Below are 26,428 nucleotides of genomic sequence, written 5' to 3'. Positions count from 1 at the left end.
TACCAGAGGTGAAACTGTGGATAAACAGGACATTTTCGAACAGATTGAAGAAATGGAAGAGCGGATGGGGGCCGCTTATGCCGAGCTGGGCGCCTTGAAGAAACGGGTCGTCGCGCTGCTGGAGGAGAATCAGCGGCTGAGCATCGAGAATCAGCAGCTGCGCAAGCTGCTGCGGCAGGATGAAGCGGCGGAGCAGCCTGAACCGGGACAATCGGCCAAGGCCGTGTCCCTTCCCGTCATCGGCGAAGGCTACGATAATCTGGCCCGGCTGTATCATGAGGGCTTCCACATTTGCAATGTCTACTACGGGCATTTGCGAACGGAAGGCGATTGCCTGTTTTGCTTGTCATTTTTAAATAAATAATCAGGTGTGGCCGTAAGGACTTGTCCTTACGGTTTTTTTCCACGAGGAAAGGGACGAACATGAACGACGTAGAGCTGCTGCCGAGCGAGCGCATCGATGATTTATTAACCCATGATTTGCGAATTATTCAAAGCGACGAGGTGTTCAGCTTTTCGTTGGATGCGGTATTGCTCGGCCGCTTTTGCAGCGTGCCGGCGCGGGGCCGGATGGTCGACCTGTGTACGGGCAACGGTGTAATTCCGCTGCTGTTGTCTACGCGCACGCGAGCGGATATCTGGGGAGTGGAAATTCAGGAGCGTCTGGCCGATATGGCGGTGCGCAGCGTGCGAATGAACGGGCTGGACGGACGGCTGCATATGCTGAACGGCGATTTGCGCACAATTCACGCGACGCTGGGGCACGGCCAATTTGATGCGGTTACAGTGAATCCGCCCTACCTGCCGGTTGTGAACGGCGAGCAAAACGGCAATGCGCATATTGCAGCGGCGCGCCATGAGCTGCACGGTACGCTGGAGGATGTGATTGCGGCTTGTGCGCGGCTGGCCAAATCGGGCGGCAAGGTGGCGATGGTGCACCGAGCGACGCGGCTGATCGAGATTGTGTGCTTGATGCGCCAGTATCGGCTGGAGCCGAAACGTATTCGCTACGTACACGCGCGGGCCGGCGATGAAGCGATGATGATTCTTATTGAAGGCATGAAGGATGGTAAGCCGGAGGTGCGCACGCTTGCACCGCTGATTGTATATACGGAAAGCGGCGAATACTGCCAGGAGCTGAAAGGCATCTATTACGAGGGGCGTTCCGCCCTGCAGGGCTAAAGGGAGGGACAATGATTTGAGTGCGCATGTGCAAAAAAGTTATCGTGCAGCTGACAGCGGCGAGCCGCAAGCCGGCACGTTGTATCTGGTAGCGACGCCTATCGGCAATCTGGAGGACATGACCTACCGCGCGGTCCGTACGCTTCGCGAGGTACAGCTGATCGCGGCTGAGGATACGCGGCAGACGCGCAAGCTGCTGACGCATTTCGAAATTGCCGGACGGCTGGTCAGCTATCACGAGCATAACAAGCTGGCCAGCGGCCCGGAGCTGGTGCGGCTGATGTTGGAAGGACAAAGCGTGGCGCTGGTTAGCGACGCGGGCTTGCCGGCGATTTCCGATCCCGGTTACGATCTTGTACGCTTGGCGCTTGCCGCTGATCTTACCGTCGTGCCGATCCCCGGCGCGAACGCCGGACTGTCGGCGCTGATCGCTTCCGGTTTGCCGACGGACCGCTTCACCTTCATCGGCTTTCTGCCGCGGGAGAAGAAGGAGGCGGCGCAAGAGCTGGCGAGCTTGAAGCCGCTGCCCGGCACGCTGATTTTCTATGAATCGCCGCACCGCGTCGTCAAGACGCTGGAGCGGATGGCCGAGGCGTGGGGCGAGCAGCGGCAGGTGTGTCTGGCCCGCGAGCTGACGAAGCGGTACGAGGAGTTTGTGCGCGGCACGATTGCCGAATGCCTGGCGCATCTCGCGGCGCACCCGCCGCAGGGCGAGTACTGCCTGCTCGCCGAAGGCGGCGACGCGGCGGGAGTCGGAGCGGACGGCGCAGACGGCGCGGCTTGGTGGGCGGCGCTGTCGCTGGCCGAACACGTGGCGCGGTATGCCGCCGAGCAGAACGGCGGCGACCGCAAGGAGGCGATGAAGCGCGTTGCAGCCGACCGCGGCTTGTCCAAGCGCGACGTGTACAACGCGCTGCTGCGCGAGGAGTAATCGCGACCGCGGAGGCAATGGGCGCGTACGGCCGGGATCAGGGCTGTATGGCCTTGTCCGCGGACGGGCCGGCGAGGGCGCGGAATCCGTTGTGCAGCACGTTGCGGCCTACGGGGCGTCGCCGCCGACTCTATGACGGAGGACGGAAGCGGGTGCGGCAGCGACCATCTGCGGGAGCGGAGGCGTGAGCAGGAACGGATTGCACGGCCCTTATCCGCGGAGGGGCTGGCGATGCGGCGAACCGGCATCCACGGCTCCGGTCCACACGTGGCGCGAGTGGCGCAGCCGCTTTTTGCCGAATGCCGGACAAAAAAAGATCTCTAACCCAAACGGGTTAGAGATTAGAGGAGATATGAAAAAGGTTAGAATTACCTGAAGGGAATGTGATATTTCTATTATATACTATTTTTCTTATTTTGTCACAGGTGTAGGCATCTCAGATAAGCAAACATTACAAACAATTTTTCCCTTGAAGTACGTAACGTTCTCTGCGTTGCCGCAGAAGATGCAAGCGGGCTCATATTTCTTCAGCATGATGCGCTCGCCGTCTACATAAATTTCCAGAGCGTCCTTCTCGCCAATACCCAGTGTGCGGCGAAGCTCGATGGGAATAACAACGCGACCCAACTCGTCAACCTTTCTTACGATACCAGTAGATTTCATCATATATGCGTTCCCCTTTCGGATGCGAATGTTTATCGTCATCTTTCGACATTCTTTTCATAACTTATGATACCAACCATTCCCAAAATAGTCAACCCAAAAATACTGGTAATATTGGCCAAAACGCAAATATTTTTGCTAGATTGTAGCGCTTACATTCGGGTAAAACCAGCTACAGCAAGGAAAGGTAAGCCCGATCATACGAAAAGAGCATCAGAATCGCTGCTAGATTCCATCAGGAAAATTCATTGAAAAGATAAGCGAAATGGAAGTTATTTTGATTATTTTCGACAAAATAACTGAATTATTTTCGACAAATTCCGTCGAAATCGTGTCGAATTGTCACAAAAAAAGGGGAGAACGTGATGAAAGAGGAGAAAGTTTTTAAAGATCCGGTACACAAATACATTTATGTGCAGGACAAGACGGTATGGGATTTGATCAATACACGCGAATTTCAGCGGCTGCGGCGCATCCGACAGCTCGGCACGTCGTATTTGACCTTCCACGGCGCTGAGCATAGCCGGTTCTCGCATTCGCTTGGCGTGTATGAGGTGACGCGGAAAATTATTTCGCAGTTTGAGCGCAATCGCTACGAGGATTGGCCGGAGGAGGAGCGTCTCTTGTGCTTGTGCGCGGCACTGCTGCACGATCTGGGCCACGGACCCTTTTCGCATTCGATTGAAAAAGCGTTCGGCAATCGCCACGAGGACTGGACGTGCCGCATTGTGCTTGGCGATACGGAAGTGAACGAGGTGCTCAGCCGGGTGTCGCCGGATTTCCCTAAGCAGGTTGCTGGCGTCATCTGCAAATCGTACAGCGACGAGCTGGTCGTCAGTCTCGTATCGAGCCAGCTTGACGCTGACCGGATGGATTATTTGCTGCGCGACGCTTATTTTACCGGGGTCAACTACGGGATGTTTGATTTGGAGCGGGTTTTGCGGGTCATTCGGCCGTACAAGGGCCATATTGTCGTCAAGGAGAGCGGCATGCACGCGATTGAGGACTATTTGACCGCACGTTATCAGATGCATTGGCAGGTGTATTTCCATCCGGTCACCCGCAGTGCGGAAATTGTGCTGCACAAAATTTTTCAGCGGGCCAAATGGTTGTATGAAGACGGCTATTCGTTTGCGTTTATGGTCGATCCGATGCTGCATCTGCTGCAAAACCGCTTGTCGCTGGATGATTATCTGCTGCTGGACGACTCCGTCATGCAGGCGCTGCTGACGTTCTGGTGCGCGGAGCGCGACGTGGTGCTGGCGGATTTATGCCAGCGCTTCCTGCATCGTCGTTTGTTCAAGTACAGTACGCTGGAGATGGCTTCGCCCGCAACGCTCGACCGCCTGGCGCAAGCGCTGGAGGAGTCCGGCTTTGATCCGGCTTTTTATATGGAGCTCGATTTTCCTTCAGATTTGTCCTACGATGTGTATCGACCCGGGGAAAACGACGAGAAGGTGCCGATTATGCTGCTGGATCCCAAGGATGGCCTGACGGAAATTTCGTTGAAATCGGACATTGTCCGTTCGATCAGCGGGATTCACAACGGTAAGCACCACATTTATTATCCCGGCGAGCTGGTCGACCGCTTGCAGCGCAGCCGTTACGAAGATTTGCTGGAGCTGCTGGGGATGCGGGATTAAACGTTGGCTGGCAGAGGGGCTTGAGAAAACCGGATATCTACTTGATTGTGGAAAAAAGAGGAGAGATCGCATGCTTACCGATACGCACACGCATTTGGACAACCCCCAATTCGACGAGGACCGGGAGGAGGTCATCCGCCGGGCGCTGGAGGCGGGCGTGACCCGGATCGTCAATATCGGCTTCAACCGCGAGACGATTCCCACGACGCTGGCGCTCGCGGAGCGTTACGAGTTCATCTACGCCGTTGTCGGCTGGCATCCGCAGGATGCCAAGGACATGACGGCGGACGATCTGCGCTGGATCGAGGAGCTGTCCCGGCACGAAAAGGTCGTGGCGCTGGGCGAGATGGGGCTCGACTATTACTGGGACACGTCGCCCAAGGATGTGCAGCAGCGCGTGTTCCGCGAGCAGATCGCTTTGGCCCGCAAGGTGGGCAAGCCGATTGTGATTCATAACCGCGATGCGCACCACGACGTTGTGCAAATTCTTCGCGAGGAACAAGCCGCAGAGGTTGGCGGCATCATGCACTGCTTTTCCGGCAGCTGGGAGACGGCCAAGCAGTGTCTGGATATGAACTTCTATATTTCCTTCGGCGGGCCGGTGACGTTCAAAAACGCTAAGCAGCCTAAGGAGGTTCTGGCTCAAGTGCCGCTTGATCGGTTGCTGCTGGAAACCGACGCGCCGTTCCTGACGCCGCATCCGTATCGCGGAAAGCGCAATGAAACGGGCTTTGTGCGGTTGGTGGCGGAGACGGCGGCGGACATTCACGGGCTGCCGCTGGAGGAGATTGCAGCGATTACGACGCGCAATGCTAACCGGGTGTACGGGTTGGCTTAAAAAGAGAGGAAAGCCCTGCGGGCCGCGCTTGGATCAGGTGCAGCTTGCAGGGCTTTGTGTTGGGGGCGCAAGCACCCGCAGGGTCAGTCCGGGAGGCGCGTGAGGACGGTCGGCAGTCCGGCAGGGGCGGCAGGACGAGCGCAGGACGAGTGCAGGCGAGTGCGGGCCGAGTGCAGGCCGGGCGCAGGGCGAGTGCAGGCCGAGTGCGGGACGAGTGCAGGCAGGCGCAGGACGAGCGCAGTACAGGCGCAGGACTAGTGCGGGCCGAGTGCAGGGCGAGTGCAGGCCGGGCGCAGGCGAGTGCAGGCCGGGCGCAGGCGAGTGCAGGACGAGCGCAGGCCAGGCGCAGGACGAGTGCAGTACAGGCGCAGGACGAGTGCGGGACGAGTGCAGGACGAGTGCAGGCCGGGCCGGCGCTCGCCTAGCCGTCCGCGCGAAATTTGCGGCGGAAGACGACGCCGCACAGCAGGGCGCTGCCCACAAGGCTGACGAGCGGCGCCCACAGGGCGTGCGCACCGCTCGTCAGCAGAAGCGGCACGGTCAGCGCCGCGGTTTGCGCGAGCAGCGCGAGCCAGACAATCCGGGCGACGGCGCCGGGCTTGGCGCTGCGGTCGAGCGGATACGTCTGCAGCCAGAACGTGTAGCGGTGCGCCTGATTCAAGGCGCTTAGCTGCACGGCGGTGATCAGCGGCGTGATCAGGAACGCCGCCAAGCGCGCCGCTTCGCTGCCGAAAGCGGCCACGGCCAGCGCGCCAAGCAGCGTCAGGCGCAAGCCGATGCCGAGCAGCTCGGTGCGCAGCAGCGTTTTGCCGTACAGGTACGCGTAGAAGGCGTCCTGACGGAACGGCAGCAGGCGGGTCAGCCCGCTGATCCAGCGGCGACGGACGATGCGCGCGGGAAGCTGCGGCACATCGACGAACCAGCTGAAGAAGGCGTACAGGCGAGCCTGCTGGTGGTGTTCCCGCGCGAGCAAATGGTCCCAGCCCATTTGCAGCGCGGCAGCCCGGCGCACGGCGGCCAGCCAGCCGAGCGTGAAGAGCAGCGCGGCCGCGCTGGCGGCAAGCGGGCTGCTGAGCAGCAGCAGCAGCAGCGTCGCCACGGCCGCGAGCCAGCGGTACAGCGCCGACACGGCGCGGGCCCGCTGGTAGCTCAGGCGCGTTTCGTGCCACGCGCCGAGCAGATTCGCTGCTTTGAGCAGCAGCAGCAGAGCCAGCAGCAGCCCGAAGGGCTGGGCTGCCGGGCCGGCGCAGTGGCGATACAGCGGCCACAGCGCGCCAAGCGCGAGCGTCGTGAGCAGCGCTTGCAGCGCTCCGCTGTAGAGCAGCGCACTGCGGAAATAGGGGCCGAGCTGCTGCGAGGCCGGCAGCAGGAACACGCGGTCGGCGGGACGCAGCAGCGTGCGGATCGGACTGTGCGCCAGCACGGGGGTCAGCAGGGCGACGGCGATCCACCAGTAGGGATAATTTGTCGGAAGCCGCTGTAAACTTTTAGCATAATAATAGGAAGAAACGATTGCGAGAAACGCCAGCAGCAGAAAAAAGTTGCTTCGTGCCGCATATTGCAGGTAACGGAACGTCTCTTGCTGATAGGCGGCGAATCGTGTCCGCCAAAGCTTTCGGCCGTCGAAGCCGGGCTGCGGCGCCGGGGGCGGTTCCAGGTGCGAAGCGGGCTCGGAGGTGCGGTCGCCGGACGGGTTCATGGCCGATCACCTGCCACCAGACGGTAGAATAAATCGTCAAGCGTCGCCTCCGGCGCATTCGCCTGACGCCTCAGCTCGTCCAAGGTGCCGGAAGCGGCGGTCACGCCTTTATGCAGCACGAGATAGCGGTCGCAATATCTTTCAATCGTCGACAAAACATGCGAGCAGATCAGAAAGCTGGCTCCCCGTCGCTTCATCTGCACCATCAGCTCCAGCAGCGAGCGAATCGCCAGCGGGTCGAGGCCCAGGAACGGCTCGTCGATAATATAAAGCGCCGGCTCTACCAGAAAGGCGTTCATGATCATGACCTTCTGCTTCATGCCCTTGGACAGATGGGCGGCGAAGCTGCCAAGCTTGTCCTCCATCTGAAACTGCCGCAGCAGCGTGCCGGTGCGCGTTTGATAGACGTCCTTAGGCAGTCCGTAAGCCAGTGCGGTCAGCTCCAGATGCTCACCAATCGTCAGCTCGTCGTAAAGCTCGGGGCTTTCCGGTACGTAAGCGTAGGCTGCCCGGTAGGCGAGCGGCTCTTCGTCCAGCGCGCGTCCCCGGATGCGGATCGAGCCTTTTTGCGGCGTCAGCAGACCGAGAATATGTTTGATCGTCGTGCTTTTGCCGGCTCCATTCAAGCCGATCAGGCCCAGCATCTCGCCTTGACCAACGGTAAAATGCAGGTCGCGGAGCACGGGTTTGCCGGGCAAATAGCCGCCCGAAAGGCTGTCAACTTGTAAGATGGGATTCATCTAGCTCACTCCCTGTTCAGCAAAACTTTGCCATTTTCATGGAATTTTCAATCCAATTTATTATAAACGAATTCGCTTTCAAAGCATAATTTAGGTGTGTGTACATCGAAAATTCGAGAATACGTGTGATATAATAAGAAAAACGTACCAATTATCATGGTTTGTTGGTGAAAATGTCCAATAAATCGAATTTCCGTGCTTTTTAGCTGTTAGCGATCTCTTTACAGTTGCAGATTAACAGCGTATTATACTTTTCATAATAACTTAATAACCGAATGCCATTTCCATTCGCTGAGTTCCATTTTGGGAACGGGGGAACCGCTGTGAGGCTTTATCGCATTGACGCGTGAAGCTAGCAGAACGATTTTATCAGGGGTGAATCCTGAGCAGGCGCAAGCATGCTTCAGGTAGGGCGAACTCTCACGTCCGAATCCGTCAGCTAACCTCGTAAGCGTACCGAGAGGGGTAACGATTGTCGTGCCTATTTGTGTAGATGTGGATTTCACATGCCAAATCAGAGCCACGGGAAGAGTCCTCTTTCCGCTGGCTTTTTCGTATTTTGTTGGATATTTGCGGCCAGTGGCTCATAGGATGATAAGCAAAGGAGGTGGGACTACCGGAGCGGTGCGGTACGTCTGCGCCATCGCCGGGCAAGCTCCGCGCGTAGCGGGAGGGTTCGTTAAGTTATCATTACAAAAACCTTAGTCGCGACATTTTGTCATGCGTAACACAGCGGCGGGGCTTTGAAGGAGGACCGAAGAAGTGGGCAGTATCTCATTTACAGAGACCCATGTAAAGCGATCATCCAGCATGTCCTTCGCATTGCGATGGAAGCATGAAAACTTGCGTTTGATCCTAAGTCTAGGAATTATTACAATCGCTATGACTTTCATGTTTTTGGTGTTGATGTACGGTACGGCTACCAAGAGCGTATCCGTGGTTGTGAATGGACAAGAGACCGTTGTGCATACGAAGCAATGGGTCCTGCAACGCCTACTGGATGAACAAGCCATAACAATCGGAGAACATGATCGCATCTCCGCAGCCTTGAACACCAAGCTTCAGGGCGGGGAAAAGATCGTGATCGATCATGCGTCGCCGATTCAATTGACTGCTGATGGAAAGACCTCAACTGTTTACACAACTGCAAGAACGGTAGAAAGTGCATTGGAGGATTTACATATTGCACTTGGAGAGCTTGACCGCGTTACTCCTGTCGCTGGTTCGGCCATTGGGGCCGGGGACGAGATCAAGATCGTCCGCGTCAAGAAGGAAACGGAAGAAGTGACCGAAACAATTGCGTTCGATACCGAGCAGAAGAACGACGCAAGCTTGCTGAAGGGCAAGGAGCAGGTTGTTCAAGAGGGCAAGGAAGGCGTACGCGTCAAGAAAATGGAAAAAGTTTACGAAGACGGCAAGCTTGTATCCGAAGCGGTCGTCGACGAACAGGTGCAGTCGGAGAGCGTCAACAAGATTGTAGCCATCGGCACCAAAAACCCTGTCGTCGTGTTATCGGCTTCTTCGCCAAGCGTCGACGAGGTTTCCAAAAACGGCGTGAAATTCGGCTATAAGCAAATTTTGAAGAACGTTACATTAACCGCGTACTCAGCGGGGGTCGAATCAACGGGTAAAAGCGAAGGCAGTCCGGGCTACGGCAAAACCTATACAGGGACAACGGTCACAGAAGGCAGAACGATTGCCGTAGATCCCAAGGTTGTTCCGCTCGGCTGGTGGGTGTATATTGAAGGCGTCGGCTTCCGGCGCGCCGAGGATATCGGCAGCGGCGTCAAGGGGCAAAAGATCGACGTATATTACGACAGCGACGCTTATGCGAACAAGTTTGGCATGAAGCGCGGCTATACGGTGTATATCATCGGGCCGAAGAAGCCGTCCGAGAATTGATCGTGTATGAATGCCCGGAGATGGGCAATCTGATCACATAGCCAGCACATCAAGCGGCGAAAGAAGAGGAGACCCCTCTTCTTTTTCTGCGTATGCGGAAGGGAAACGGGCTGCGATGATGAAAGAGATGATTGTCGTGGAAGGCAAGGCGGATACCGCGGCCATTCGGCGGGCCGTTGAAGCCGATACGATTGAAACGGGCGGCTCGGCGATTGGACCTGCGGTGCTGAAGCGCATTGCGCTGGCGCAGGAGCGGCGGGGCGTCATTATCTTGACCGACCCGGATCACGCCGGTGAGCGGATTCGCAAAATCGTTGCTGCCAAGGTCCCCGGCTGCAAGCACGCGTTCATTTCGCAGCAGCAGGCGCTGTACAAGGGCGATATCGGCGTGGAGAACGCGTCGCCGGAGGCGATCCGCGAAGCGCTCGACAACGTTCGTTCGGAATATGCCGGACAAGTTTCGCAGCTGACGTGGGCGGATTTGATGGAAGCGGGGCTGATCGTTCACGCAGCTGCGGCTGCCCGCAGGCTGGCCGTTGGCAATCTGCTGGGCATCGGTTACTGCAACGGCAAACAGTTTTACAAGCGCTGTGCGATGTTCCAGATTTCCCGCGAGGAATTTGAAGCCGCAGTAGAACATTTGGATAAAAGAGGGCTCGAACCATGAACGCTTCCAATCATACTTTCACCGATGACGTCGCTACGCCGCGGATGACCAAAGAAATCCTGAACCGGCACGGACTGGTGCTGAAAAAAAGTCTGGGCCAGAATTTTCTGATCGATCAGAATATCTTGCATAAAATCGTGTCGGCAGCCGGGCTGAGCCCGGACAAGGGCGCCTTGGAAATCGGTCCCGGCATCGGCGCGTTGACTCAGCAGCTGGCCAAGCAGGCTGGGCGCGTGCTGGCGATTGAGATCGACCAGCGTTTGCTGCCGATTCTGAATGAAACGCTGGCTGTCTATCCGCATGCGTCGGTGGTTCACGGCGATGTGCTCAAGCAAAATCTGCCTGAGCTGTTTCGCGAGCATTTTGCCGGCGTGGAAGGCGTGAGCGTCGTCGCCAATCTGCCTTATTACATCACGACGCCGATTATTATGAGATTGCTGGAAGAGAAGCTGCCGCTGGAGAACATTGTGGTGATGATTCAAAAGGAAGTGGCCGACCGGATGGCGGCGCGTCCCGGCACGAAGGATTACGGCAGCCTTAGTATTGCCGTGCAGTTTCACTGCGAGCCTGAGCTGGTGACGATTGTGCCGCGCACGGTGTTTGTGCCGCAGCCTAACGTCGATTCGGCCGTGATTCGGCTGCGCGTGCGCAAGACGCCTCCGGTCGAGGTGTCGGACGAGGCGTTTTTCTTTGAGGTTGTGCAGGCTTCGTTTGTGCAGCGGCGCAAAACCTTGTATAACAACCTGTCGGCGCGTTTCTATACCAAGGAGACCAAAGCGGCGCTGGAGCCGCTTCTGCACGGCTGCGGCATTGAGCCGTCGCGCCGCGGCGAAACGCTGAGCATGGAAGAGTTTGCGCGTGTAACCGAAGCGCTGCGGGCTGCTGGCTGCAAATAAGCCGCACCAAATGCCTACCCCCGCCATAGGATAGTCGAGGAGGGGATTGGGCGATGAGGCAAGGTGATTTTGTAACCCGTAAATCTTATGGCGGCGACGTCATTTTTAGAATCGAACGCGCGGATTCGCAGAAGGCCGAGCTGCGCGGTGTCGATTACCGTTTGCTTGCGGATGCGCCTCTGTCGGACTTGACCACAGCAAGTCCGGCCAGCACGCTGGAGGACACGCGCTCCGAAAGCCCGGAGCTTCGCCAGACGCTGCAGCGGCTGCTGCATGCCCGGCGACAGGAGCAGGTCAATCAGGAATACGCGATGATGAATAAAACGAAAGCCAGCGCTCCGAACTATTTTGAAGTACCGGGAAAAGTACTGCATATAGACGGAGATCCGGCTTATTTGCGTAAGAGTATGCAGCTCTACGGGCAGCTGCGCGTGCCGGTAGAGGGCTATTACGTGCCGGAGCCGCAAATGGCCGATGCGCTGTATCGGCTGCTGCCCCAGGTTCGCCCGGATATCGTCGTCGTGACCGGCCACGATGCGATCCTCAAGCACCGCCGCAGTGATATGAACAGCCTGAGCAGCTACAAGAATTCGACACATTTCGTCAACGCGGTTCGTACGGCTCGCGACTTTGAGCGCAGCCGCGACGCGATGATCGTGGTAGCGGGGGCGTGCCAGTCGCATTTTGAGGCACTGCTGCGGGCAGGGGCCAACTATGCCAGCTCGCCGGCTCGCGTGCTGATTCACGCGCTGGATCCGCTATGTATTGCGGCAAAGCTATCCTATACGTCGATCCGGAAGACGGTGTCGATGTTGGATATTGTCGATCTGACGATTACCGGCCTGGAGGGCCTGGGAGGCGTGGATACCAAGGGGAGTTACCGGGTTGGCGTCCCCGGTATTGTGCATGCCGATCAATAGGTCATGGCGGAAAAGCACCGAGAGGTGCTTTTTTTGTATAAAAAATGTGAATAAATATCGAATTTTGGAGCCAACCTGAAAGAGTAAGCACACAAAAATTAGGCAGATATGCCGTTGACAATACGTTTCTGGTGCTGATATAATATTTGTCTTTGTTTGACAATGTAGATGGAATCGGTTATACTTGACAAGGAAAGAGGTGGTAGTTGACAATGGCAAAAAATGCGCTGTTGGAAATCAAACGCAGTATGGAGCCCCACGTCGGGCAAAAGATCATGTTGAGAGCAAATGGTGGTCGCCGAAAGACTATCGAGCGTTCCGGTGTTTTGGAAGAAACCTACCCTTCTGTTTTTATCGTGAAGCTAGACCAAGAACAGCATGCATTTAAGCGAGTGTCCTACAGCTACGCCGACATCTTGACCGAATCCGTTGAAGTCACTGTGTGCAACGATGATGGACAAGTCCGGATCACCTATATTCAACATTAGGCGAGATATACATAAATGAGCAGACCTTAGGGTCTGCTTTTTGCTTGTTTGGGCTGATCTCGCTTGGCAGCGGGCAGAGCCCGGAGCGCTGTGCGCTGATGGCAAGGGACGAGCCCGGCTCGCTGCCTGACTGCCGACGCGATGAGGCATGAAGGGGCAGACGAGGCGCCAAGACCGCTTGAACGCAGGGATTGCATGGAGCCAGCGCCGGTGCGGCATACTAATCGTACTTTCATCTGAAGCAGGAGGGACGAAGTATGGGACGCAGAAGACAAGGTGTAATGTCTGAAGGCTTAAAATATGAATTGGCCAAGGATCTTGGCTTTTATGAAGTGGTACAAAAGGAAGGCTGGGAAGCGATTCGGGCTAAGGATGCCGGCAATATGGTCAAACGGGCGATTCAGATTGCCCAAGAGCATTTGGTCAAGCAGCATGCGACACAGCGGGCAATAGAGCAGCGGCCCGGGCAGTCGGCAGCGGGATATCGAGCTGGAGTGACAGGTGTACAACCATCGCATGCGGTCTATGGAGCGGGAACGCCGTCTTTTGCCACGGCGCAGCCGGTCTACGGGGCGCAACCACAGGTCGGCTCGCAGCCACAATCGGCTTACAGCTCGCAGCCGCCAGTGGGTTCGTCGACGCAGTCTGCGTACGGCTCGCAGACGCAGGCAGGTTCGCCGATGCAGCCGGCTTACAGCTCGCAGCCGCCAGTGGGTTCGTCGACGCAGTCTGCGTACGGCTCGCAGACGCAGGCAGGTTCGCCGATGCAGCCGGTTTACGGCTCGCAGCCGCCAGTGGGTTCGTCGACGCAGTCTGCGTACGGCTCGCAGACGCAGGCAGGTTCGCCGATGCAGCCGGTTTACAGCTCGCAGTCGGTGGGTTCGTCGACGCAGTCTGCGTACGGCTCGCAGTCGCAGGCAGGTTCGCCGATGCAGCCGGTTTACGGCTCGCAGTCGCCGTTGGGTTCGTCGACGCAGTCTGTGTACGGCTCGCAGACGCAGGCTGGATCGCCAACGCATTCGGCTTACAGCTCGCAGCCGCCGGTGGGTTCGTCGACGCAGTCTGCATACGGCTCGCAGTCGCAGGTTGGATCGCCAACGCATTCGGCTTACGGCTCGCAGACGCAGGCAGGTTCGCCGATGCAGTCGGTTTACGGCTCGCAGTCGCCGTTGGTTTCGTCGACGCAGTCTGTGTACGGCTCGCAGACGCAGGCAGGTTCGCCAATGCAGTCGGCTTACGGCTCGCCAACGCAGTCGGCTTACGGCTCGCCAACGCAGATTGGCTCCCTGACGCAGCCAGACTACGGAACACAGCGGCCAGTAAGCTCGCCGCCGGAGCCTTCCGTCTACGGCGCGCATACGGCAGCTGCCCAGCCGCCGAACGCGGTGAAGTGGTCGCTGCTACCGACGTCGTCGGCCTCGGAGGGAGCGCCTCCCGGTGTTCCTGGCGGTTCCTCGGTATTCCCTTACGGAATCGGCGGCGTGAGTGCTGGCGCGAATACGTCGCAGCCAGTGGCGATTCAGTAGGAGCATGCCGCAGGGCGCCGATAGCTGCTGCAAGGCTCGGCTCGCATCGCGTCCCGCCTCGGTCGTGGTACACAAGAAGACTACGCTTCTTCCGTCAAGGAAGGGGCGTTTTTTCCTTTGGGCCGCAGGGCGATTTTTTGCATGTGCTTCGCATTTCTTTGAACCTTTTGCTATAATATGCTAACGGCAACTGAGCGAAAAGAAGGTGAAACGATGAAGGTTTTTGAGAAAGCACCGGCCAAAATCAATTTGTCCCTTGACGTGCTCCACAAGAGAGCGGACGGTTATCACGAGGTCGAGATGATCATGACGATGGTGGATCTTGCAGACCGCATCGAAATGCAGGAGCTGCCGCGCGATACGATCATCATCTCCAGTCAGGCGGGCTATATCCCGTTGGACGAGAAAAATTTGGCTTTCCAAGCGGCACGCCTCATCAAAGACCGCTATGAGGTAAAGCGGGGCGTATATATTCATTTGGATAAAAAAATTCCCGTCGCCGCCGGGCTGGCCGGCGGCAGCAGCGACGCTGCCGCGACGCTGCGAGGATTGAACCGCCTGTGGGAGCTGAACATTCCCAGCCGCGAGCTGCAGGAGCTGGGCGCGGAGCTCGGGTCGGACGTGCCGTTCTGTGTAACCGGAGGGACGGCGATTGCCCGCGGTCGCGGCGAACAGCTGGAGCCGATCGAATCGCCGCCGCAGTGCTGGGTCGTATTGGCCAAGCCTCCGATCAATGTATCGACCTCGGAGATTTACGGCAAGCTGCGGGCGAAGGAGATTCGTCGCCATCCGTCGACGGCGGACGTGGTCGCGGCCATTCGCAGCAAGCGTTTTGACAAGCTGTGCGAGGGACTTGGCAATGTGCTGGAGGAAGTGACGCTGGAGCTGTATCCGGAGGTGCGTCATCTGAAGGAGTGTATGGAGCGCCTGGGTGCAGACGGCGTGCTGATGTCGGGCAGCGGCCCTACGGTGTTCGGATTGGTGTCGAAGGAAGCGAAGGTGCCGCGGATATACAACGGTCTGCGCGGCTTTTGCAAGGACGTGTACGCGGTCCGCATGCTGACGTAATGGAACCGGCAGCGGTTCTATGACGTGCAAGTAACAGGTTGGGTCATGGTCATGCGGCTCGACATAGCTGTTCGACGCAACAGCTCGGCGAAGCGGCTCTGCAAAGCGACTCAGCAAAGCCGGATACCCGGCCGCTGTTGGGATGGAGCTTGCGCTCGGGATTCGCGAAGCGGTGTAGAAGCGTCGGCTCGCGGCCGTGGCTACGGCTGGCGGGCCAAGCGGCGAAGCTCCTGCGGGGGCGCTCGAAGGGGGCGTCTTCGCGGGGGCTTTTTTGTTAGCTCAATGTAAGGTTGGTGTGAATATATTTTTCACGTGATGCTTGAATAAATACGTATAAAAATGGTATATTTTCTTTATAATATTCGGATTTAGGGGGGTAGGACGATGAAAAAGTTGAAAAGGAGCGCTCGGCTGGTGGAAATGACGCAGTACTTGTTATTTCGCCCGCACTCATTAATTCCTTTAACGACTTTTGCCGAGCGTTACAACTCAGCTAAATCCTCGATCAGTGAAGATTTGGCCATTATTAAGGAAGTTTTTGAAGAAGAAGGACTTGGCGAGCTGCATACGTTGGCCGGAGCGGCCGGTGGCGTGAAGTTTACCCCTAAGATGCCCAAGGCGGCGTCTTTGCAGTTCATTCAGCAGCTGTGTCAGCAATTGCAGCAGCCGGAGCGGATTCTGCCTGGCGGCTATTTGTATATGGCCGATATTATGGGACAACCTTTTAATCTGAACGAAATCGGCAAGACGTTCGCTTCGGCCTTCGCCGGCCGGGAGCTGGACGTGATTATGACCGTCGAGACGAAGGGCATTCCGCTGGCCTATGCGACGGCGACGTACATGAATCTGCCAGTGGTTGTGGTACGCCGCGACAGCAAGGTGACGGAAGGCTCCGCAGTGAGCATCAATTATGTATCCGGCTCGAACAAGCGCATCCAGACGATGTCGCTGGCTCGCCGGGCGCTCAAGGAAGAAGCGAAGGTGCTGATCATTGACGATTTCATGCACGTTGGAGGCACGATTCACGGCATGATGGATTTGCTCAAGGAGTTCAAAGCTTCGGTCCAGGGCGTTGGCGTGTTTATGGAATCCTGCGAGGCCGATGAGCATTTGGTTGATCAATACGTGTCGCTGGCGCGGATGTACGGCGTTGATTCCAAGACGAAGCAGATTACGGTAGAGCCGGGGAATTATTTTGACGAGAAGGAGATTCGATAGATAATGGAATTCATTTCGACGAATGCGGCTCCGGCCGCGATAGGTCCCTATTCGCAAGCGGTCAAGCTGGGGAATTTATTGTTCACCTCCGGTCAGATTCCGCTGGGGCTTGACGGGCAGGTCGTAGAGGGCGGCATCAAGGAACAGGCTCATCAGGTGTTCGCCAATTTGCATGGCGTGCTGGCAGCAGCGGGCGCGGGCTGGTCGGACGTGGTGAAGGCGACGGTGTTTTTGCAGGACATGGCGCAATTCGCCGAGCTCAATGAAATCTACGGTTCTTACTTCGGCGATCACAAGCCGGCGCGTTCGACGGTCGAGGTTGCGCGGTTGCCGCGGAACGTGCTTGTCGAAATCGAACTGATTGCAGCGATTCCTGTCGAATCGGGACAATAATATTAAAATACTATAAAAAAATAGAAATTTTCACGTTAAGAAGAAGGAATTTGCACTAAAATGTGGAATTATACACCCAAGTCTTAGTGATGGAAAAAGGTGGTGAACACAAGTGCAAATTACAGATGTAAGACTCCGCCGGGTTAATTCCGAGGGAAGAATGAAGGCGATTGCTTCCATTACCATCGACAACGAATTTGTCGTTCATGACATTCGTGTCATTGATGGCAACAACGGTATGTTCGTGGCAATGCCGAGCAAGCGAACTCCTGACGGGGAGTTCCGCGATATCGCCCATCCAATCTCCTCTACGACACGCGAGAAAATTCAAGCCGCCGTATTGGCTGAATATGATCGCGCCGCTGCGGAAGAAGAAGTCATTGAAGAAGGAGCTTAATAATGTGGAATAAAGAGAGCCCGCGAGGCTCTCTTTTCTTTTGCCCGCAATTGAGCTATATTGGGTGATGACATCATTTCATGGATGAATCAGGAATAGCGTTTAAAAGCGCAGCGTTCGCAAGGCGCGCAGGATTTGCAGAGCTTGTCGTTCTGACCTGTCGCCGGCTGCTTGCCCTGCGCCGATTACAGAGTAAGCAAAGGAGTTGGAAACGTGAAGCTACTGGCGATTGTACTGGCCGCAGGTCAGGGCAAACGAATGAAATCCAAGCTATATAAGGTGCTGCATCCGGTAGGAGGCAAGCCGATGGTCGGACACGTGGTCGATACGCTGGATCGGCTGGAGACGGAGCGGACGGTGGCGGTCGTCGGCTTCGGGGCGGAAGCGGTGCAGGCGTATCTCGGCGACCGCGTCGAATACGCGCTGCAATCTCAGCAGCTCGGCACAGGCCATGCGGTGCTGCAGGCCGAGCCCGCACTGGGCGCAGAGGACGGCACGACGCTCGTCATCTGCGGCGATACGCCGCTGATCGCCGAAGACACGCTGCGCGCCATGCTGTCGCTGCACGAGGAGTCCGGCGCAGCAGCGACGATTCTGACGGCGCGGCTGGACGCGCCGCAGGGGTATGGCCGCATCATCCGCGGGGATGGCAGCGCTGTAGCCCGCATTGTCGAGCAGAAGGACTGCAATGCGGAAGAAGCGGCCGTGACCGAGATCAACACGGGCACGTATTGCTTCGACAACCGGAAGTTATTCGCGGCGCTGGCTCAGGTGACCAATGAGAACGCCCAGAACGAATATTATTTGACGGATGTCATCGGGATTTTGGCTGGACGCGGCGAAGTCGTCCAGGGCTATTGCATGGCCGATCCGGCAGAGTCGATCGGCGTGAACGACCGCGTCGCGCTGGCGGAAGCGGAGCGATTGTTCCGCGAGCGCACGAATCGCGGGCATATGCTCGGCGGCGTGACGATCGTCGACCCGGCCAGCACCTACATCGAAGCCGGCGTGATGATCGGCGAGGATACGGTGCTGCTGCCGGGCACGTCGCTGCGCGGACGCACGATTGTCGGCAGCGGCTGCGTGATCGGGCCGCAGACGGAGATCACCGACTCGACGGTACGCGACGGCGTGCAGATCAAGATGTCGGTGGTCCATGACGCGTTCGTCGACGATAAAGCGGCGATCGGCCCGTTTGCGTATCTGCGCCCTGGTGCGCGGATTGGGAAAAGCGTCAAGATCGGCGATTTTGTCGAGATCAAAAACGCCTCGCTCGACGAAGGCTCCAAGGTGTCGCACCTTAGCTACGTCGGGGACGCGATTGTCGGCAAGAATGTGAATATTGGTTGCGGGGCCATCACGGTGAACTACGACGGCTTCAATAAAAGCGTGACGGAAATCGGGGACGACGCGTTTGTCGGCAGCAACGTCAACCTGATCGCTCCGGTGACGATTGGCAAGGGCGCTTATGTGGTAGCGGGCTCGACGATTACGCACGCTGTCGAGGACGGCGATCTGGCGATTGCCCGCGAGCGGCAGACGAATAAACCCGGCTATGCCGAGAAAATCAAGTCGCGTATGCAGAAGCGCAAGAACAATAAAGGGTAATTCAGGATGAACTTCTTCAGAATGGGCAAACTGTCTAGTAGCGGTTAACTCATTCTTAGGAGGTTCTTTTTTTATGGTGCTGAAATTAAAAGCTGAGGCGCGTAACGATATCACCCAATCCGAGATCAAGCAGCTGCGCGCGAACGGACAGGTGCCGGGCGTGGTCTATGGGAAAAAGGTCGGCAATACGGCCATTGCCATTGACACCAAGGAGCTGCTGCAGCTGCTTCGCCGCAATCCGCACGCGATCATTGAAATGGAGCTTCCGGGCGGCGAGAAGCAGCCGGTCATGATCAACGAGTTGCAGCGCGACAAAGTCAGTCGCACGCTGCTGCACGTCGATTTTCATCAAATCAATATGGACGAGCCGGTGAAAACGGTGGTGGCTTTGGAGTTTGTCGGCGAAGCCAAAGGCGCGCAAGAGGGCGGTATTGTGCAGGTGCAGCTGCATGAGCTGGAGATCCGCTGCTTGCCGCAGCATATCCCGGGCTCGATTCGCGTCGATGTCAGCGAGCTGGGGCTTGGCGAGAACCTGCTCGTATCGCACTTGAGCGTGCCGGCGGAGATTGAAGTCAAGTCGGACCCCAACGAGCTGGTCGTGACGATTTTGGCGCCGCAAAAAGAAGCTGTGGCCGAGGAGTCTGCCGAGCAGGAAGCCAAAGGCGAGGTATCCGCCGAGAAAAATGGTGCAACTGCAGACGAGGTAGCTGCAGAGGAAACCGTGTAAACGCACACAACCGGGAACATGAAAAAATAGAGGGGGCCGCTTTCGCAGGAAAGGGCGCCCTCTTTACATATGTACAACTCCCGCACCAGACTGGGGATCAGTAGCCGGCACGAGAGATGAACGTGTAGTGAAAGCGGTTGTAAAAAATGTTATTCACCTTGATGAAATGCGTTGTGTAATATTCAATGAAGCCTATATCCTTGTGTGAATTTTGGTAGTATACTTGGACGGGGACGCAAGCCTCCAAATGATCTTGAAAATGCAAGTCCTGCGTTAGCGTTTGACCGTTATCATACATACGATGGGGATCACCTGCACACTGAATTTTCGGATATCACTAGGTATGACAGGGCGAGTAAGCGCTATGTTCCATACATTTCTATAGAAAAGTAAATATTTTTTTAGTTTTTTTAATGCAAATTTAATGTGGAGGGGTTACGGTTTTGAAATGTTTTGTCGGTTTGGGAAATCCAGGGAAACAATACGAGATGAATCGGCATAACGTCGGGTTCATGGCGCTTGACCGTTTTGCAGCAAAATGGAATTTCGGCTCCTACCAGGCGAAGGGCAAGGGAATGCTGGCCGAAGGCCATGTGAACGGCAGCAAGGTCTATTTGCTCAAGCCGATGACGTACATGAATTTGTCGGGAGAGGCGCTGCGGGCGTTTCTCGATTTTTATAAAGCGGATCTCGCCGATGTGACGATTGTGTATGACGATATGGACACGCCCTACGGGCAAATCCGGCTGCGCTATCAAGGCAGCGCCGGCGGTCATAACGGCATCAAGTCGATTATTCAGCACACGGGCACGCAGCAGTTCAACCGTATCCGGATCGGCGTATCGCGTCCGGCTCCCGGCTACAACATTGCCGATTACGTGCTGTCGAATTTCAGCAAAGAGGAAGCGCCTGCGCTGGGTCAGGTGCTCGACCTGACTGGTGAAGCGATGGCGGCCATCGTCGAGCAGCCGTTCGAAAAAACGATGGCGAAATTTAATAAATAAGGCAGCGATGTTCCAAAGCGGAAGCGGGCTCGCGATTTTGGCTAATTTCTCCGCAAGATGGCCATACTACTTGGTAATAGAGCCAACCAAGGAGGCATAAACTATGGCAGTCAAATATATTTGCCGTCACTGTCTGACGTTCATCGGCGAGATCAATCAGGAATCGGTTACGGAGCAGCAGCTCGGTTTCCATTTCTTGACCCCCGAAGAGCGGAGAGATATAATAGCGTATAACGTGGATGGGGACGTTACTGTGAAGGTCGTATGCGACTATTGCCGCGAGGCGCTGGAAGCCAATCCCGAGCTTTCCCTGCTGGCAAGTCCCTTGCAGTAACCGTCAGTCGTTCGTTTTCCAAAAAACGCGCGTATAGCCTAGGCAAGTATGCCGAGGCTTCTTTTTGTGAGAGGAGTGTAGTTGTTTGCAAGCTTTAATTCAGGCTTTTTCTGCGGATGCCGATTTTCAGACGATTGTGTCCGGTATTCGTAATGAGATGAAAGAGCAGCTCATCGCCGGGCTAACCGGCTCCTCTCGACAAGTGATGATCGCAACGCTCGCGCGAGAGCTCCGGCGCCCGCTTTTTATCGTAACTCATAACATGTTTGCTGCGCAGAAGATCGCTGAGGATTTGACGGAAGGCTTGTCCGCGGAGGACGTGCTGCTGTATCCGTCGCAAGAGCTGATGGCAACGGAGGAAGCGGCGGCCAGTCCGGAAATGCTGGCTCAGCGCATTGACGTGTTGACCAAGCTGGCGCGCGGCTACCGCGGCGTGGTGGTGGCACCGTTTGCCGGCGTCCGTCGGCTGCTTCCGGTCAAGGCGGCGTTCGAGGATGCGCAGCTGCCGATTCGCGTAGGGGATACGGTAGAGCTGGACGAGGTGCTCGTTCGGCTGTCGAGCATGGGCTACGAGCGGGTGGAGCGCGTTGAATCGAAGGGCGAGATGAGTGTGCGCGGCGGCATTCTCGACGTGTATCCGCTGACAAGCGCGCATGCGATCCGCATCGAGCTGTTCGACGTGACGGTCGATTCGATCCGTACGTTTGATGTGAGCGACCAGCGCTCGATCGACAAGCTGGAGGCGGTGGAGATTCCGCCGAGCCGTGAAATCCAGGTTGATCGAAAGCGTTTACAAGGTGCGGCGCAGCACGCTTATGAGCTGCTGCAGGCCCAATTGGAGAAGATGAGCGACCGGCAGGCGAAGGATCGGCTGCTGGAGGGCATCGGTCACGATATCGAACTGCTGCGGGAAGGTCAGACGTTCCCCGGAATTTATAAATACATGTCGCTGCTTTATACAGAGCGTCATACGCTGATGGACTATCTGCCCAAGGACACGGTGCTGATCATCGACGAGCCGGCGCGGCTGCTGGAAACGGCCAAGCAGTTGGAGCGGGACGAGGCCGAATGGACGATGCACGCGCTGCAGGAGGGCCGCAGCCTTCCTGCGTTTACGCTGTCCAAGACGTATGAGGCCCTGCTGCAGCGGCGGCCTTTTCCCACGTTGTACAGCTCGTTGTTTTTGCGCCAGGTTCCCGGCATTCAACCGCAAAATATCGTCAACTTTGTCTGCCGGGTGATGCAAAATTTCCACGGGCAGATGAATCTGCTCAAATCGGAGATGGAGCGCTGGAAAAAGAACGGCAGCAAGGTGCTGCTGCTCGCCAGCGGCGAAGAGCGCGTCGAGCGGGTCAAGCGCGTGTTCGGCGATTATCAGATCGAGGTGCCGGAAATCATCGATGGCAATCTGCAGACCGGCTTCGAGCTTCCATCGATTCACCTGGTCGTCATCACCGAAGGCGAAATCTTCACGCAAAAGCAGCGCAAGGCGCGCAAGGTGGAGAAAAAGCTTGAAAATGCCGAGCGCATCAAAAGCTACCAGGAGCTGAAGGTTGGCGATTACGTCGTTCACGTCAATCACGGCATCGGCAAATATGTCGGCATCGGCACGCTTGAGGTCGGCGGCATTCATAAGGATTATCTGCACATTTTGTATGCGGGCGGCGACAAGCTGTCGGTGCCGATTGATCAGATCGATCTGATTCAGAAATACGTCGGCTCGGAAGAGAAGGAGCCCAAGGTCTACAAGCTGGGCGGCGCCGAGTGGGCACGCGTCAAGAGCAAGGTCCGCTCTTCGGTCAAGGATATTGCCGACGATCTGATCAAGCTGTACGCCGAAAGGCAAGCGACCAGCGGCTATGGCTTCAGTGCAGACAGCGCGTATCAGAATGAGTTCGAAGCGATGTTCCCTTACGATGAAACGCCGGATCAGCTGCGGGCGATTGAAGAAATCAAGAAGGACATGGAGAAGTCGCGTCCGATGGACCGGCTGCTTTGCGGAGACGTCGGCTACGGCAAAACCGAGGTGGCGGTGCGGGCGGCGTTCAAATCGGCCATAGACGGCAAGCAGGTGGCTGTGCTCGTGCCGACGACGATTCTGGCCCAGCAGCATTATGAAACGTTCCGCGAGCGCTTCTCCGGTTACCCGTTCAACATTCAGGTGCTTAGCCGCTTCCGCTCCAAAAAGGAGCAAAACGAGGTCATGAAGGGTGTCAAAAAAGGCACCGTCGACGTCGTCATCGGCACGCACCGCCTGCTGTCGCAGGACGTGCAGTTCAAGGATCTCGGGCTGCTGATCGTGGACGAGGAGCAGCGCTTTGGCGTCTCCCACAAGGAGAAGCTCAAGCGGCTGAAAACAAACGTCGATGTGCTGACGCTTACGGCGACGCCGATTCCGCGGACGCTGCATATGTCCATGCTCGGCGTGCGCGACCTGTCGGTCATCGAGACGCCGCCGGAGAATCGTTTCCCCGTTCAGACGTATGTCGTGGAATATACGAACGGGCTCGTCCGCGAAGCGATCGAACGCGAGCTGGCGCGCGAGGGGCAGGTTTATTTCCTCTACAACCGCGTGCAGGGCATTACGCAGATGGCCGACCAAATTTCGATGATGGTGCCCGACGCCAGAGTGACTGTCGCCCACGGACAGATGGGCGAGCAGGAGCTGGAGAAAACGATCCTCGATTTTCTCGATGGCGAATACGACGTGCTGGTCAGCACAAGCATTATCGAAACCGGCGTCGACATTCCGAACGTCAACACGCTGATTGTACACGATGCCGATAAAATGGGACTGTCCCAGCTGTATCAGCTGCGCGGCCGCGTCGGCCGATCGAATCGCGTCGCTTACGCGTATTTTACGTATCAGCGCGACAAGGTGCTGACCGAGGTCGCTGAAAAAAGGCTGCAGGCGATCAAAGAGTTTACAGAACTGGGATCAGGGTTTAAAATTGCCATGAGGGATTTGTCCATCCGCGGCGCCGGCAATTTGCTGGGAGCGGAACAGCACGGCTTTATCGCCTCCGTCGGCTTTGACCTGTATTCCCAGATGCTCGCTGAGGAAATCGCCAAGCGCAAGCAGGAAATTGCCGGGGAGGAAGCGCTGCCCGAGCCGGAATGGATTACGCAGATCGATGTCCAGCTGGATGCCTATCTGCCGTCCGATTATATTTACGACAGCATGCAGAAGATCGAAATTTACAAGAAAGTGGCGGCCATTCGCACGCTGGAGGAGGCGGACGATCTGCATGAGGAGCTGGTTGACCGCTTTGGCGATCCGCCGCTTGCCGTCCTGAATTTGCTGGCCGTTGCCCGGATGAAAGTATATGGTTCGCAATACCGCATTGAAACCATAAGTCAAAAGGGGGACGATTATCAGATCAAGGTACATGCCGATCAGAACGATAAACTGGACGGACAGAAGCTGTTCTCCCTGTCGAACCGTTTTGAAGGTCGCATCAAGCTTGTGGCCGGACCGCAGATTACTGTGCTCGTCCGCTGCAAGGGACTGAAGCCGGAGGCTGCCATCGATATGGTCGAGCAGTTTTTGGTACAATACAAGCAGGCTTTGAAAACGAAGGGAGAATTGCAGGATGTTGCAAAATAAAATGTTAGGTAAAAAATGGTTATTGGCCGTCGTGGCGCTGCTGCTCGCAGTATCGGTGCTCAGCGCCTGCGGCAAGAAAAAAGAAGAAGCCGGAGCAACCGGCGAAGTAATCGCTACTTACAAGGATAACGGCAAGGTTACTCGCGCCGAATACGACACGTTCGTGAACGTCAACAAGCTGTTCAGCCCGCAGCTGGCACAATATCTGAGCGATCCTGCGTACCAGCAGGAGCTGCTCAAGCAGCTGATCACCTTCAAAATCCTCTCGGCTCGCGCCGACGACAAGGTGAAAGCCGAAGCGGACACCAAAATTCAGGATCAAATGACGCAGCTTAAAGATTATTTGAGCAAGATGGAAGGCGGCATGGACAAGCAGTTGAAGGATAACAACATTCAACTGGGGGACATCGAGAACCTGCTCAAGCTGAGCTTCTATTCCATGATGGCGCTGGAAAGCAAGGTTACGGATGACCAGGTTCAGAAGGCGTATGACGAGCAGAACGCTCAGCACGCATTTGATACGGTAACGGTAAGCCATATCCTGATCAGCTTGAAGGATGCTTCGACGCAGGCGGACCTGCGCACGAAGGACGAAGCGCTGGCCCGTGCCAAAGAAGTGAAGGGCAAGCTGGATGCCGGCGGAGATTTCGCGGCGCTGGCCAAGGAATATTCCGACGATCCGGGTTCGAAGGATAACGGCGGCACTTACAAGGACGCCGATCCGAATCAGTGGGTGCCGGAATTCAAGCAAGCTGCCCTTACGCTGCCGTTGAACACGGTTAGCGATCCGGTGGAGTCATCGTTTGGCTACCACGTGATGAAGGTGGAAGCCCGCACGTCGAAGAAGCTGGACGAAGTGAAGGATCAAATCAAATCGGGGCTGGCGCAGCAAGCGTTGAGCGACTTTGTCGCTAAAGATCTGCCCGGTCTGATCGAAACGAATACGTTGCCGACGCCGACGCCGGTTCCATCGGCATCGCCGGAAGCAAGTGCGGCTCCGGAGGCTACGCCTGCGGCAAGTCCGGCTGCTTCGCCGGCAGCGCAATAAGCAGTAAGAACTTACCAGGATGCCCGATTCAGGGCATCCTGTTTTTATTTGTTATTTCAGGGCAATATAAAACCAGCGGCGGCAAGACGCTCCTCCACACGGTTACATACACCTCCCCAGGAGCGGCATCTGCATAGAAATATGGGAACTGTAGAATACTATGGGTAGAATTTGAGTTCCCATCCATTCCCGGAATATGAGATTTCATGCTCCAGTCGTATCTAATTCTTCAGAGGAAAGCGAGGCATCTAGAGGTATGAAAGCAACTGGAATAGTCCGTCGGATAGATGATTTAGGGAGAGTCGTGATTCCCAAGGAAATACGACGCACGCTTCGCATACGCGAAGGCGATCCGTTGGAAATTTTCGTGGATCGAGACGGGGAAGTCATTCTGAAGAAATATTCGCCGATCGGCGAGCTGGGCGACTTCGCCAAGGAATACGCGGAATCGCTGTTTGAGAGCACCAATCATGTCACCATTATTTCCGACCGCGACACCGTCATCGCGATGGCGGGCGGTTCGAAAAAAGATTATTTGGAGAAGTCGATCGGCATGCTGGTGGAAACGTGTATGGAGAACCGTAAGGCTTCGCTGGAGAGCAATGCCGGCTCCTATGAGATCATCAAGGATGCCTCCGAGACGTACAGCTCCTACGTCATAGCGCCGATTGTCGCTGGCGGCGATCCGATCGGCTCGGTCATCCTGATCAGCAAGGACGAGAACGTCAAGATGGGACAAATGGAAATGAAGATGGTTGAAACCGCTGCGGGCTTCCTGGCCAAGCAGATGGAGCAATAAGCGCGCTGCATGCAGCCGCTCGCACTCAAGCTTCCTTGCAGAGCGTATTTCGCTCAGCGAGCGAAGCTTTTTTTGTCGGCGGCGCGCGAATTCGCTATAATAAGGCGTATCTATGGGGAATGGACGAAAA

25 protein-coding genes and 1 riboswitch are annotated in these 26,428 nt (G+C 56.5%); of the genes, 22 read left to right on the top strand and 3 right to left on the bottom strand.

Annotated features, from left to right (window positions below):
• Positions 1-16 precede the first annotated feature (16 nt).
• Genes yabA through rsmI form a run of 3 tightly spaced genes read left to right on the top strand, consistent with a single transcriptional unit; the run spans position 17 to position 2,113 of the window.
• The gene (gene yabA / locus B5M42_RS24190; protein ID WP_134755920.1) at positions 17-364 is read left to right on the top strand and encodes a DNA replication initiation control protein YabA; all 348 of its coding nucleotides are present in this window, start codon (positions 17-19) and stop codon (positions 362-364) included.
• Between the two features lie 59 nt (positions 365-423).
• Positions 424-1,182 (top strand): tRNA1(Val) (adenine(37)-N6)-methyltransferase, encoded by a 759-nt coding sequence (locus B5M42_RS24185; protein ID WP_134755900.1) that lies wholly within the window; start codon positions 424-426, stop codon positions 1,180-1,182.
• Between the two features lie 16 nt (positions 1,183-1,198).
• Positions 1,199-2,113, top strand: coding sequence for a 16S rRNA (cytidine(1402)-2'-O)-methyltransferase (rsmI, locus tag B5M42_RS24180; RefSeq protein ID WP_134755898.1), 915 nt, complete (start codon positions 1,199-1,201; stop codon positions 2,111-2,113).
• Between the two features lie 411 nt (positions 2,114-2,524).
• Here rsmI and B5M42_RS24175 read toward each other — a convergent pair whose 3' ends face one another.
• The gene (locus B5M42_RS24175; protein ID WP_134755896.1) at positions 2,525-2,779 is read right to left on the bottom strand and encodes an AbrB/MazE/SpoVT family DNA-binding domain-containing protein; all 255 of its coding nucleotides are present in this window, start codon (positions 2,777-2,779) and stop codon (positions 2,525-2,527) included.
• Between the two features lie 362 nt (positions 2,780-3,141).
• Here B5M42_RS24175 and B5M42_RS24170 point away from each other — a divergent pair, with 362 nt between their 5' ends.
• Together B5M42_RS24170 and B5M42_RS24165 are read left to right on the top strand one after the other, a co-directional pair.
• On the top strand, positions 3,142-4,419 hold the full coding sequence (locus B5M42_RS24170) for an HD domain-containing protein (protein ID WP_134755894.1): 1,278 nt from the start codon (positions 3,142-3,144) through the stop codon (positions 4,417-4,419).
• 70 nt (positions 4,420-4,489) lie between these two features.
• On the top strand, positions 4,490-5,257 hold the full coding sequence (locus B5M42_RS24165; protein WP_134755892.1) for a TatD family hydrolase: 768 nt from the start codon (positions 4,490-4,492) through the stop codon (positions 5,255-5,257).
• A 421-nt stretch (positions 5,258-5,678) separates the two neighbouring features.
• Here B5M42_RS24165 and B5M42_RS24160 read toward each other — a convergent pair whose 3' ends face one another.
• Entirely contained in the window at positions 5,679-6,956 is a 1,278-nt protein-coding gene (locus B5M42_RS24160) for an ABC transporter permease (RefSeq protein WP_134755890.1), read from the bottom strand.
• On the bottom strand, positions 6,953-7,696 hold the full coding sequence (locus B5M42_RS24155) for an ABC transporter ATP-binding protein (RefSeq protein WP_134755888.1): 744 nt from the start codon (positions 7,694-7,696) through the stop codon (positions 6,953-6,955). Before B5M42_RS24155 ends, B5M42_RS24160 begins: the two co-directional genes overlap by 4 nt.
• A gap of 279 nt (positions 7,697-7,975) precedes the next feature.
• A riboswitch (cyclic di-AMP (ydaO/yuaA leader) is annotated at positions 7,976-8,164 on the top strand.
• 294 nt (positions 8,165-8,458) lie between these two features.
• Between B5M42_RS24155 and B5M42_RS24150 the strand changes: the two genes are divergently transcribed.
• The 17 genes from B5M42_RS24150 (at position 8,459) to spoVT (ending at position 26,298) form a co-directional block, all read left to right on the top strand.
• Entirely contained in the window at positions 8,459-9,598 is a 1,140-nt protein-coding gene (locus B5M42_RS24150) for a ubiquitin-like domain-containing protein (RefSeq protein ID WP_134755886.1), read from the top strand.
• Between the two features lie 115 nt (positions 9,599-9,713).
• Positions 9,714-10,265 carry a ribonuclease M5 gene (gene rnmV / locus B5M42_RS24145; RefSeq protein WP_134755884.1) on the top strand — a complete coding sequence of 184 codons (552 nt, stop codon included), beginning with the start codon at positions 9,714-9,716 and terminating at the stop codon, positions 10,263-10,265.
• Complete coding sequence (gene rsmA / locus B5M42_RS24140; RefSeq protein WP_134755882.1) at positions 10,262-11,161, top strand: 16S rRNA (adenine(1518)-N(6)/adenine(1519)-N(6))-dimethyltransferase RsmA; 900 nt, start codon at positions 10,262-10,264, stop codon at positions 11,159-11,161. The genes rnmV and rsmA overlap by 4 nt, the downstream gene beginning before the upstream one ends.
• A 53-nt stretch (positions 11,162-11,214) precedes the next feature.
• On the top strand, positions 11,215-12,081 hold the full coding sequence (gene yabG / locus B5M42_RS24135; protein ID WP_134755880.1) for a sporulation peptidase YabG: 867 nt from the start codon (positions 11,215-11,217) through the stop codon (positions 12,079-12,081).
• A 212-nt stretch (positions 12,082-12,293) separates the two neighbouring features.
• Positions 12,294-12,569 (top strand): biofilm formation stimulator Veg, encoded by a 276-nt coding sequence (gene veg, locus B5M42_RS24130; protein WP_134755878.1) that lies wholly within the window; start codon positions 12,294-12,296, stop codon positions 12,567-12,569.
• Between the two features lie 257 nt (positions 12,570-12,826).
• Complete coding sequence (locus B5M42_RS25645; protein WP_329959370.1) at positions 12,827-14,095, top strand: hypothetical protein; 1,269 nt, start codon at positions 12,827-12,829, stop codon at positions 14,093-14,095.
• A gap of 213 nt (positions 14,096-14,308) precedes the next feature.
• Positions 14,309-15,163, top strand: a complete 855-nt coding sequence (gene ispE, locus B5M42_RS24120) for a 4-(cytidine 5'-diphospho)-2-C-methyl-D-erythritol kinase (RefSeq protein ID WP_134755876.1) — start codon at positions 14,309-14,311, stop codon at positions 15,161-15,163.
• Positions 15,164-15,547: 384 nt separating this feature from the next.
• Positions 15,548-16,381 carry a pur operon repressor gene (purR, locus tag B5M42_RS24115; RefSeq protein ID WP_134755874.1) on the top strand — a complete coding sequence of 278 codons (834 nt, stop codon included), beginning with the start codon at positions 15,548-15,550 and terminating at the stop codon, positions 16,379-16,381.
• Between the two features lie 3 nt (positions 16,382-16,384).
• Positions 16,385-16,774, top strand: a complete 390-nt coding sequence (locus B5M42_RS24110) for a RidA family protein (RefSeq protein WP_134755872.1) — start codon at positions 16,385-16,387, stop codon at positions 16,772-16,774.
• 112 nt (positions 16,775-16,886) lie between these two features.
• A complete protein-coding gene (gene spoVG, locus B5M42_RS24105; RefSeq protein WP_036655543.1) occupies positions 16,887-17,171 on the top strand; it encodes a septation regulator SpoVG in 285 nt (94 codons plus the stop codon).
• 213 nt (positions 17,172-17,384) lie between these two features.
• Positions 17,385-18,779, top strand: coding sequence for a bifunctional UDP-N-acetylglucosamine diphosphorylase/glucosamine-1-phosphate N-acetyltransferase GlmU (glmU, locus tag B5M42_RS24100; RefSeq protein WP_134755870.1), 1,395 nt, complete (start codon positions 17,385-17,387; stop codon positions 18,777-18,779).
• Positions 18,780-18,852: 73 nt separating this feature from the next.
• Positions 18,853-19,506, top strand: a complete 654-nt coding sequence (locus B5M42_RS24095; RefSeq protein ID WP_134755868.1) for a 50S ribosomal protein L25/general stress protein Ctc — start codon at positions 18,853-18,855, stop codon at positions 19,504-19,506.
• Positions 19,507-19,949: 443 nt separating this feature from the next.
• Entirely contained in the window at positions 19,950-20,510 is a 561-nt protein-coding gene (gene pth, locus B5M42_RS24090; RefSeq protein ID WP_134755864.1) for an aminoacyl-tRNA hydrolase, read from the top strand.
• Positions 20,511-20,613: 103 nt separating this feature from the next.
• Entirely contained in the window at positions 20,614-20,844 is a 231-nt protein-coding gene (locus B5M42_RS24085; RefSeq protein WP_134755862.1) for an anti-sigma-F factor Fin family protein, read from the top strand.
• An 85-nt stretch (positions 20,845-20,929) separates the two neighbouring features.
• On the top strand, positions 20,930-24,451 hold the full coding sequence (mfd, locus tag B5M42_RS24080; protein WP_134755860.1) for a transcription-repair coupling factor: 3,522 nt from the start codon (positions 20,930-20,932) through the stop codon (positions 24,449-24,451).
• Entirely contained in the window at positions 24,438-25,499 is a 1,062-nt protein-coding gene (locus tag B5M42_RS24075; RefSeq protein ID WP_134755858.1) for a peptidylprolyl isomerase, read from the top strand. Before mfd ends, B5M42_RS24075 begins: the two co-directional genes overlap by 14 nt.
• 256 nt (positions 25,500-25,755) lie before the next feature.
• The gene (spoVT, locus tag B5M42_RS24070; protein ID WP_134755856.1) at positions 25,756-26,298 is read left to right on the top strand and encodes a stage V sporulation protein T; all 543 of its coding nucleotides are present in this window, start codon (positions 25,756-25,758) and stop codon (positions 26,296-26,298) included.
• Positions 26,299-26,428 lie beyond the last annotated feature (130 nt).

Origin of the sequence: Paenibacillus athensensis (assembly GCF_004514475.2) — a bacterium.
GTDB classification, from domain to species: domain Bacteria; phylum Bacillota; class Bacilli; order Paenibacillales; family NBRC-103111; genus Paenibacillus_AL; species Paenibacillus_AL athensensis.
The sequence above is the reverse complement of the archived record's forward strand: the minus strand, read 5'-3'. Positions and strand labels throughout refer to the sequence as shown.

Bases quoted from the DNA above. Each gene is read 5' to 3' on its own strand.
- rsmA (WP_134755882.1), top strand. From the start codon at position 10,262: ATGAACGCTTCCAATCATACTTTCACCGATGACGTCGCTACGCCGCGG.
- B5M42_RS24165 (WP_134755892.1), top strand. From the start codon at position 4,490: ATGCTTACCGATACGCACACGCATTTGGACAACCCCCAATTCGACGAG.
- B5M42_RS25645 (WP_329959370.1), top strand. From the start codon at position 12,827: ATGGGACGCAGAAGACAAGGTGTAATGTCTGAAGGCTTAAAATATGAA.
- B5M42_RS24085 (WP_134755862.1), top strand. From the start codon at position 20,614: ATGGCAGTCAAATATATTTGCCGTCACTGTCTGACGTTCATCGGCGAG.
- B5M42_RS24185 (WP_134755900.1), top strand. From the start codon at position 424: ATGAACGACGTAGAGCTGCTGCCGAGCGAGCGCATCGATGATTTATTA.
- B5M42_RS24095 (WP_134755868.1), top strand. From the start codon at position 18,853: ATGGTGCTGAAATTAAAAGCTGAGGCGCGTAACGATATCACCCAATCC.
- B5M42_RS24155 (WP_134755888.1), bottom strand. From the start codon at position 7,696: ATGAATCCCATCTTACAAGTTGACAGCCTTTCGGGCGGCTATTTGCCC.
- B5M42_RS24110 (WP_134755872.1), top strand. From the start codon at position 16,385: ATGGAATTCATTTCGACGAATGCGGCTCCGGCCGCGATAGGTCCCTAT.
- rnmV (WP_134755884.1), top strand. From the start codon at position 9,714: ATGATGAAAGAGATGATTGTCGTGGAAGGCAAGGCGGATACCGCGGCC.
- spoVT (WP_134755856.1), top strand. From the start codon at position 25,756: ATGAAAGCAACTGGAATAGTCCGTCGGATAGATGATTTAGGGAGAGTC.
- B5M42_RS24170 (WP_134755894.1), top strand. From the start codon at position 3,142: ATGAAAGAGGAGAAAGTTTTTAAAGATCCGGTACACAAATACATTTAT.
- B5M42_RS24075 (WP_134755858.1), top strand. From the start codon at position 24,438: ATGTTGCAAAATAAAATGTTAGGTAAAAAATGGTTATTGGCCGTCGTG.
- purR (WP_134755874.1), top strand. From the start codon at position 15,548: ATGAAAAAGTTGAAAAGGAGCGCTCGGCTGGTGGAAATGACGCAGTAC.
- B5M42_RS24160 (WP_134755890.1), bottom strand. From the start codon at position 6,956: ATGAACCCGTCCGGCGACCGCACCTCCGAGCCCGCTTCGCACCTGGAA.
- veg (WP_134755878.1), top strand. From the start codon at position 12,294: ATGGCAAAAAATGCGCTGTTGGAAATCAAACGCAGTATGGAGCCCCAC.
- yabG (WP_134755880.1), top strand. From the start codon at position 11,215: ATGAGGCAAGGTGATTTTGTAACCCGTAAATCTTATGGCGGCGACGTC.
- ispE (WP_134755876.1), top strand. From the start codon at position 14,309: ATGAAGGTTTTTGAGAAAGCACCGGCCAAAATCAATTTGTCCCTTGAC.
- B5M42_RS24175 (WP_134755896.1), bottom strand. From the start codon at position 2,779: ATGATGAAATCTACTGGTATCGTAAGAAAGGTTGACGAGTTGGGTCGC.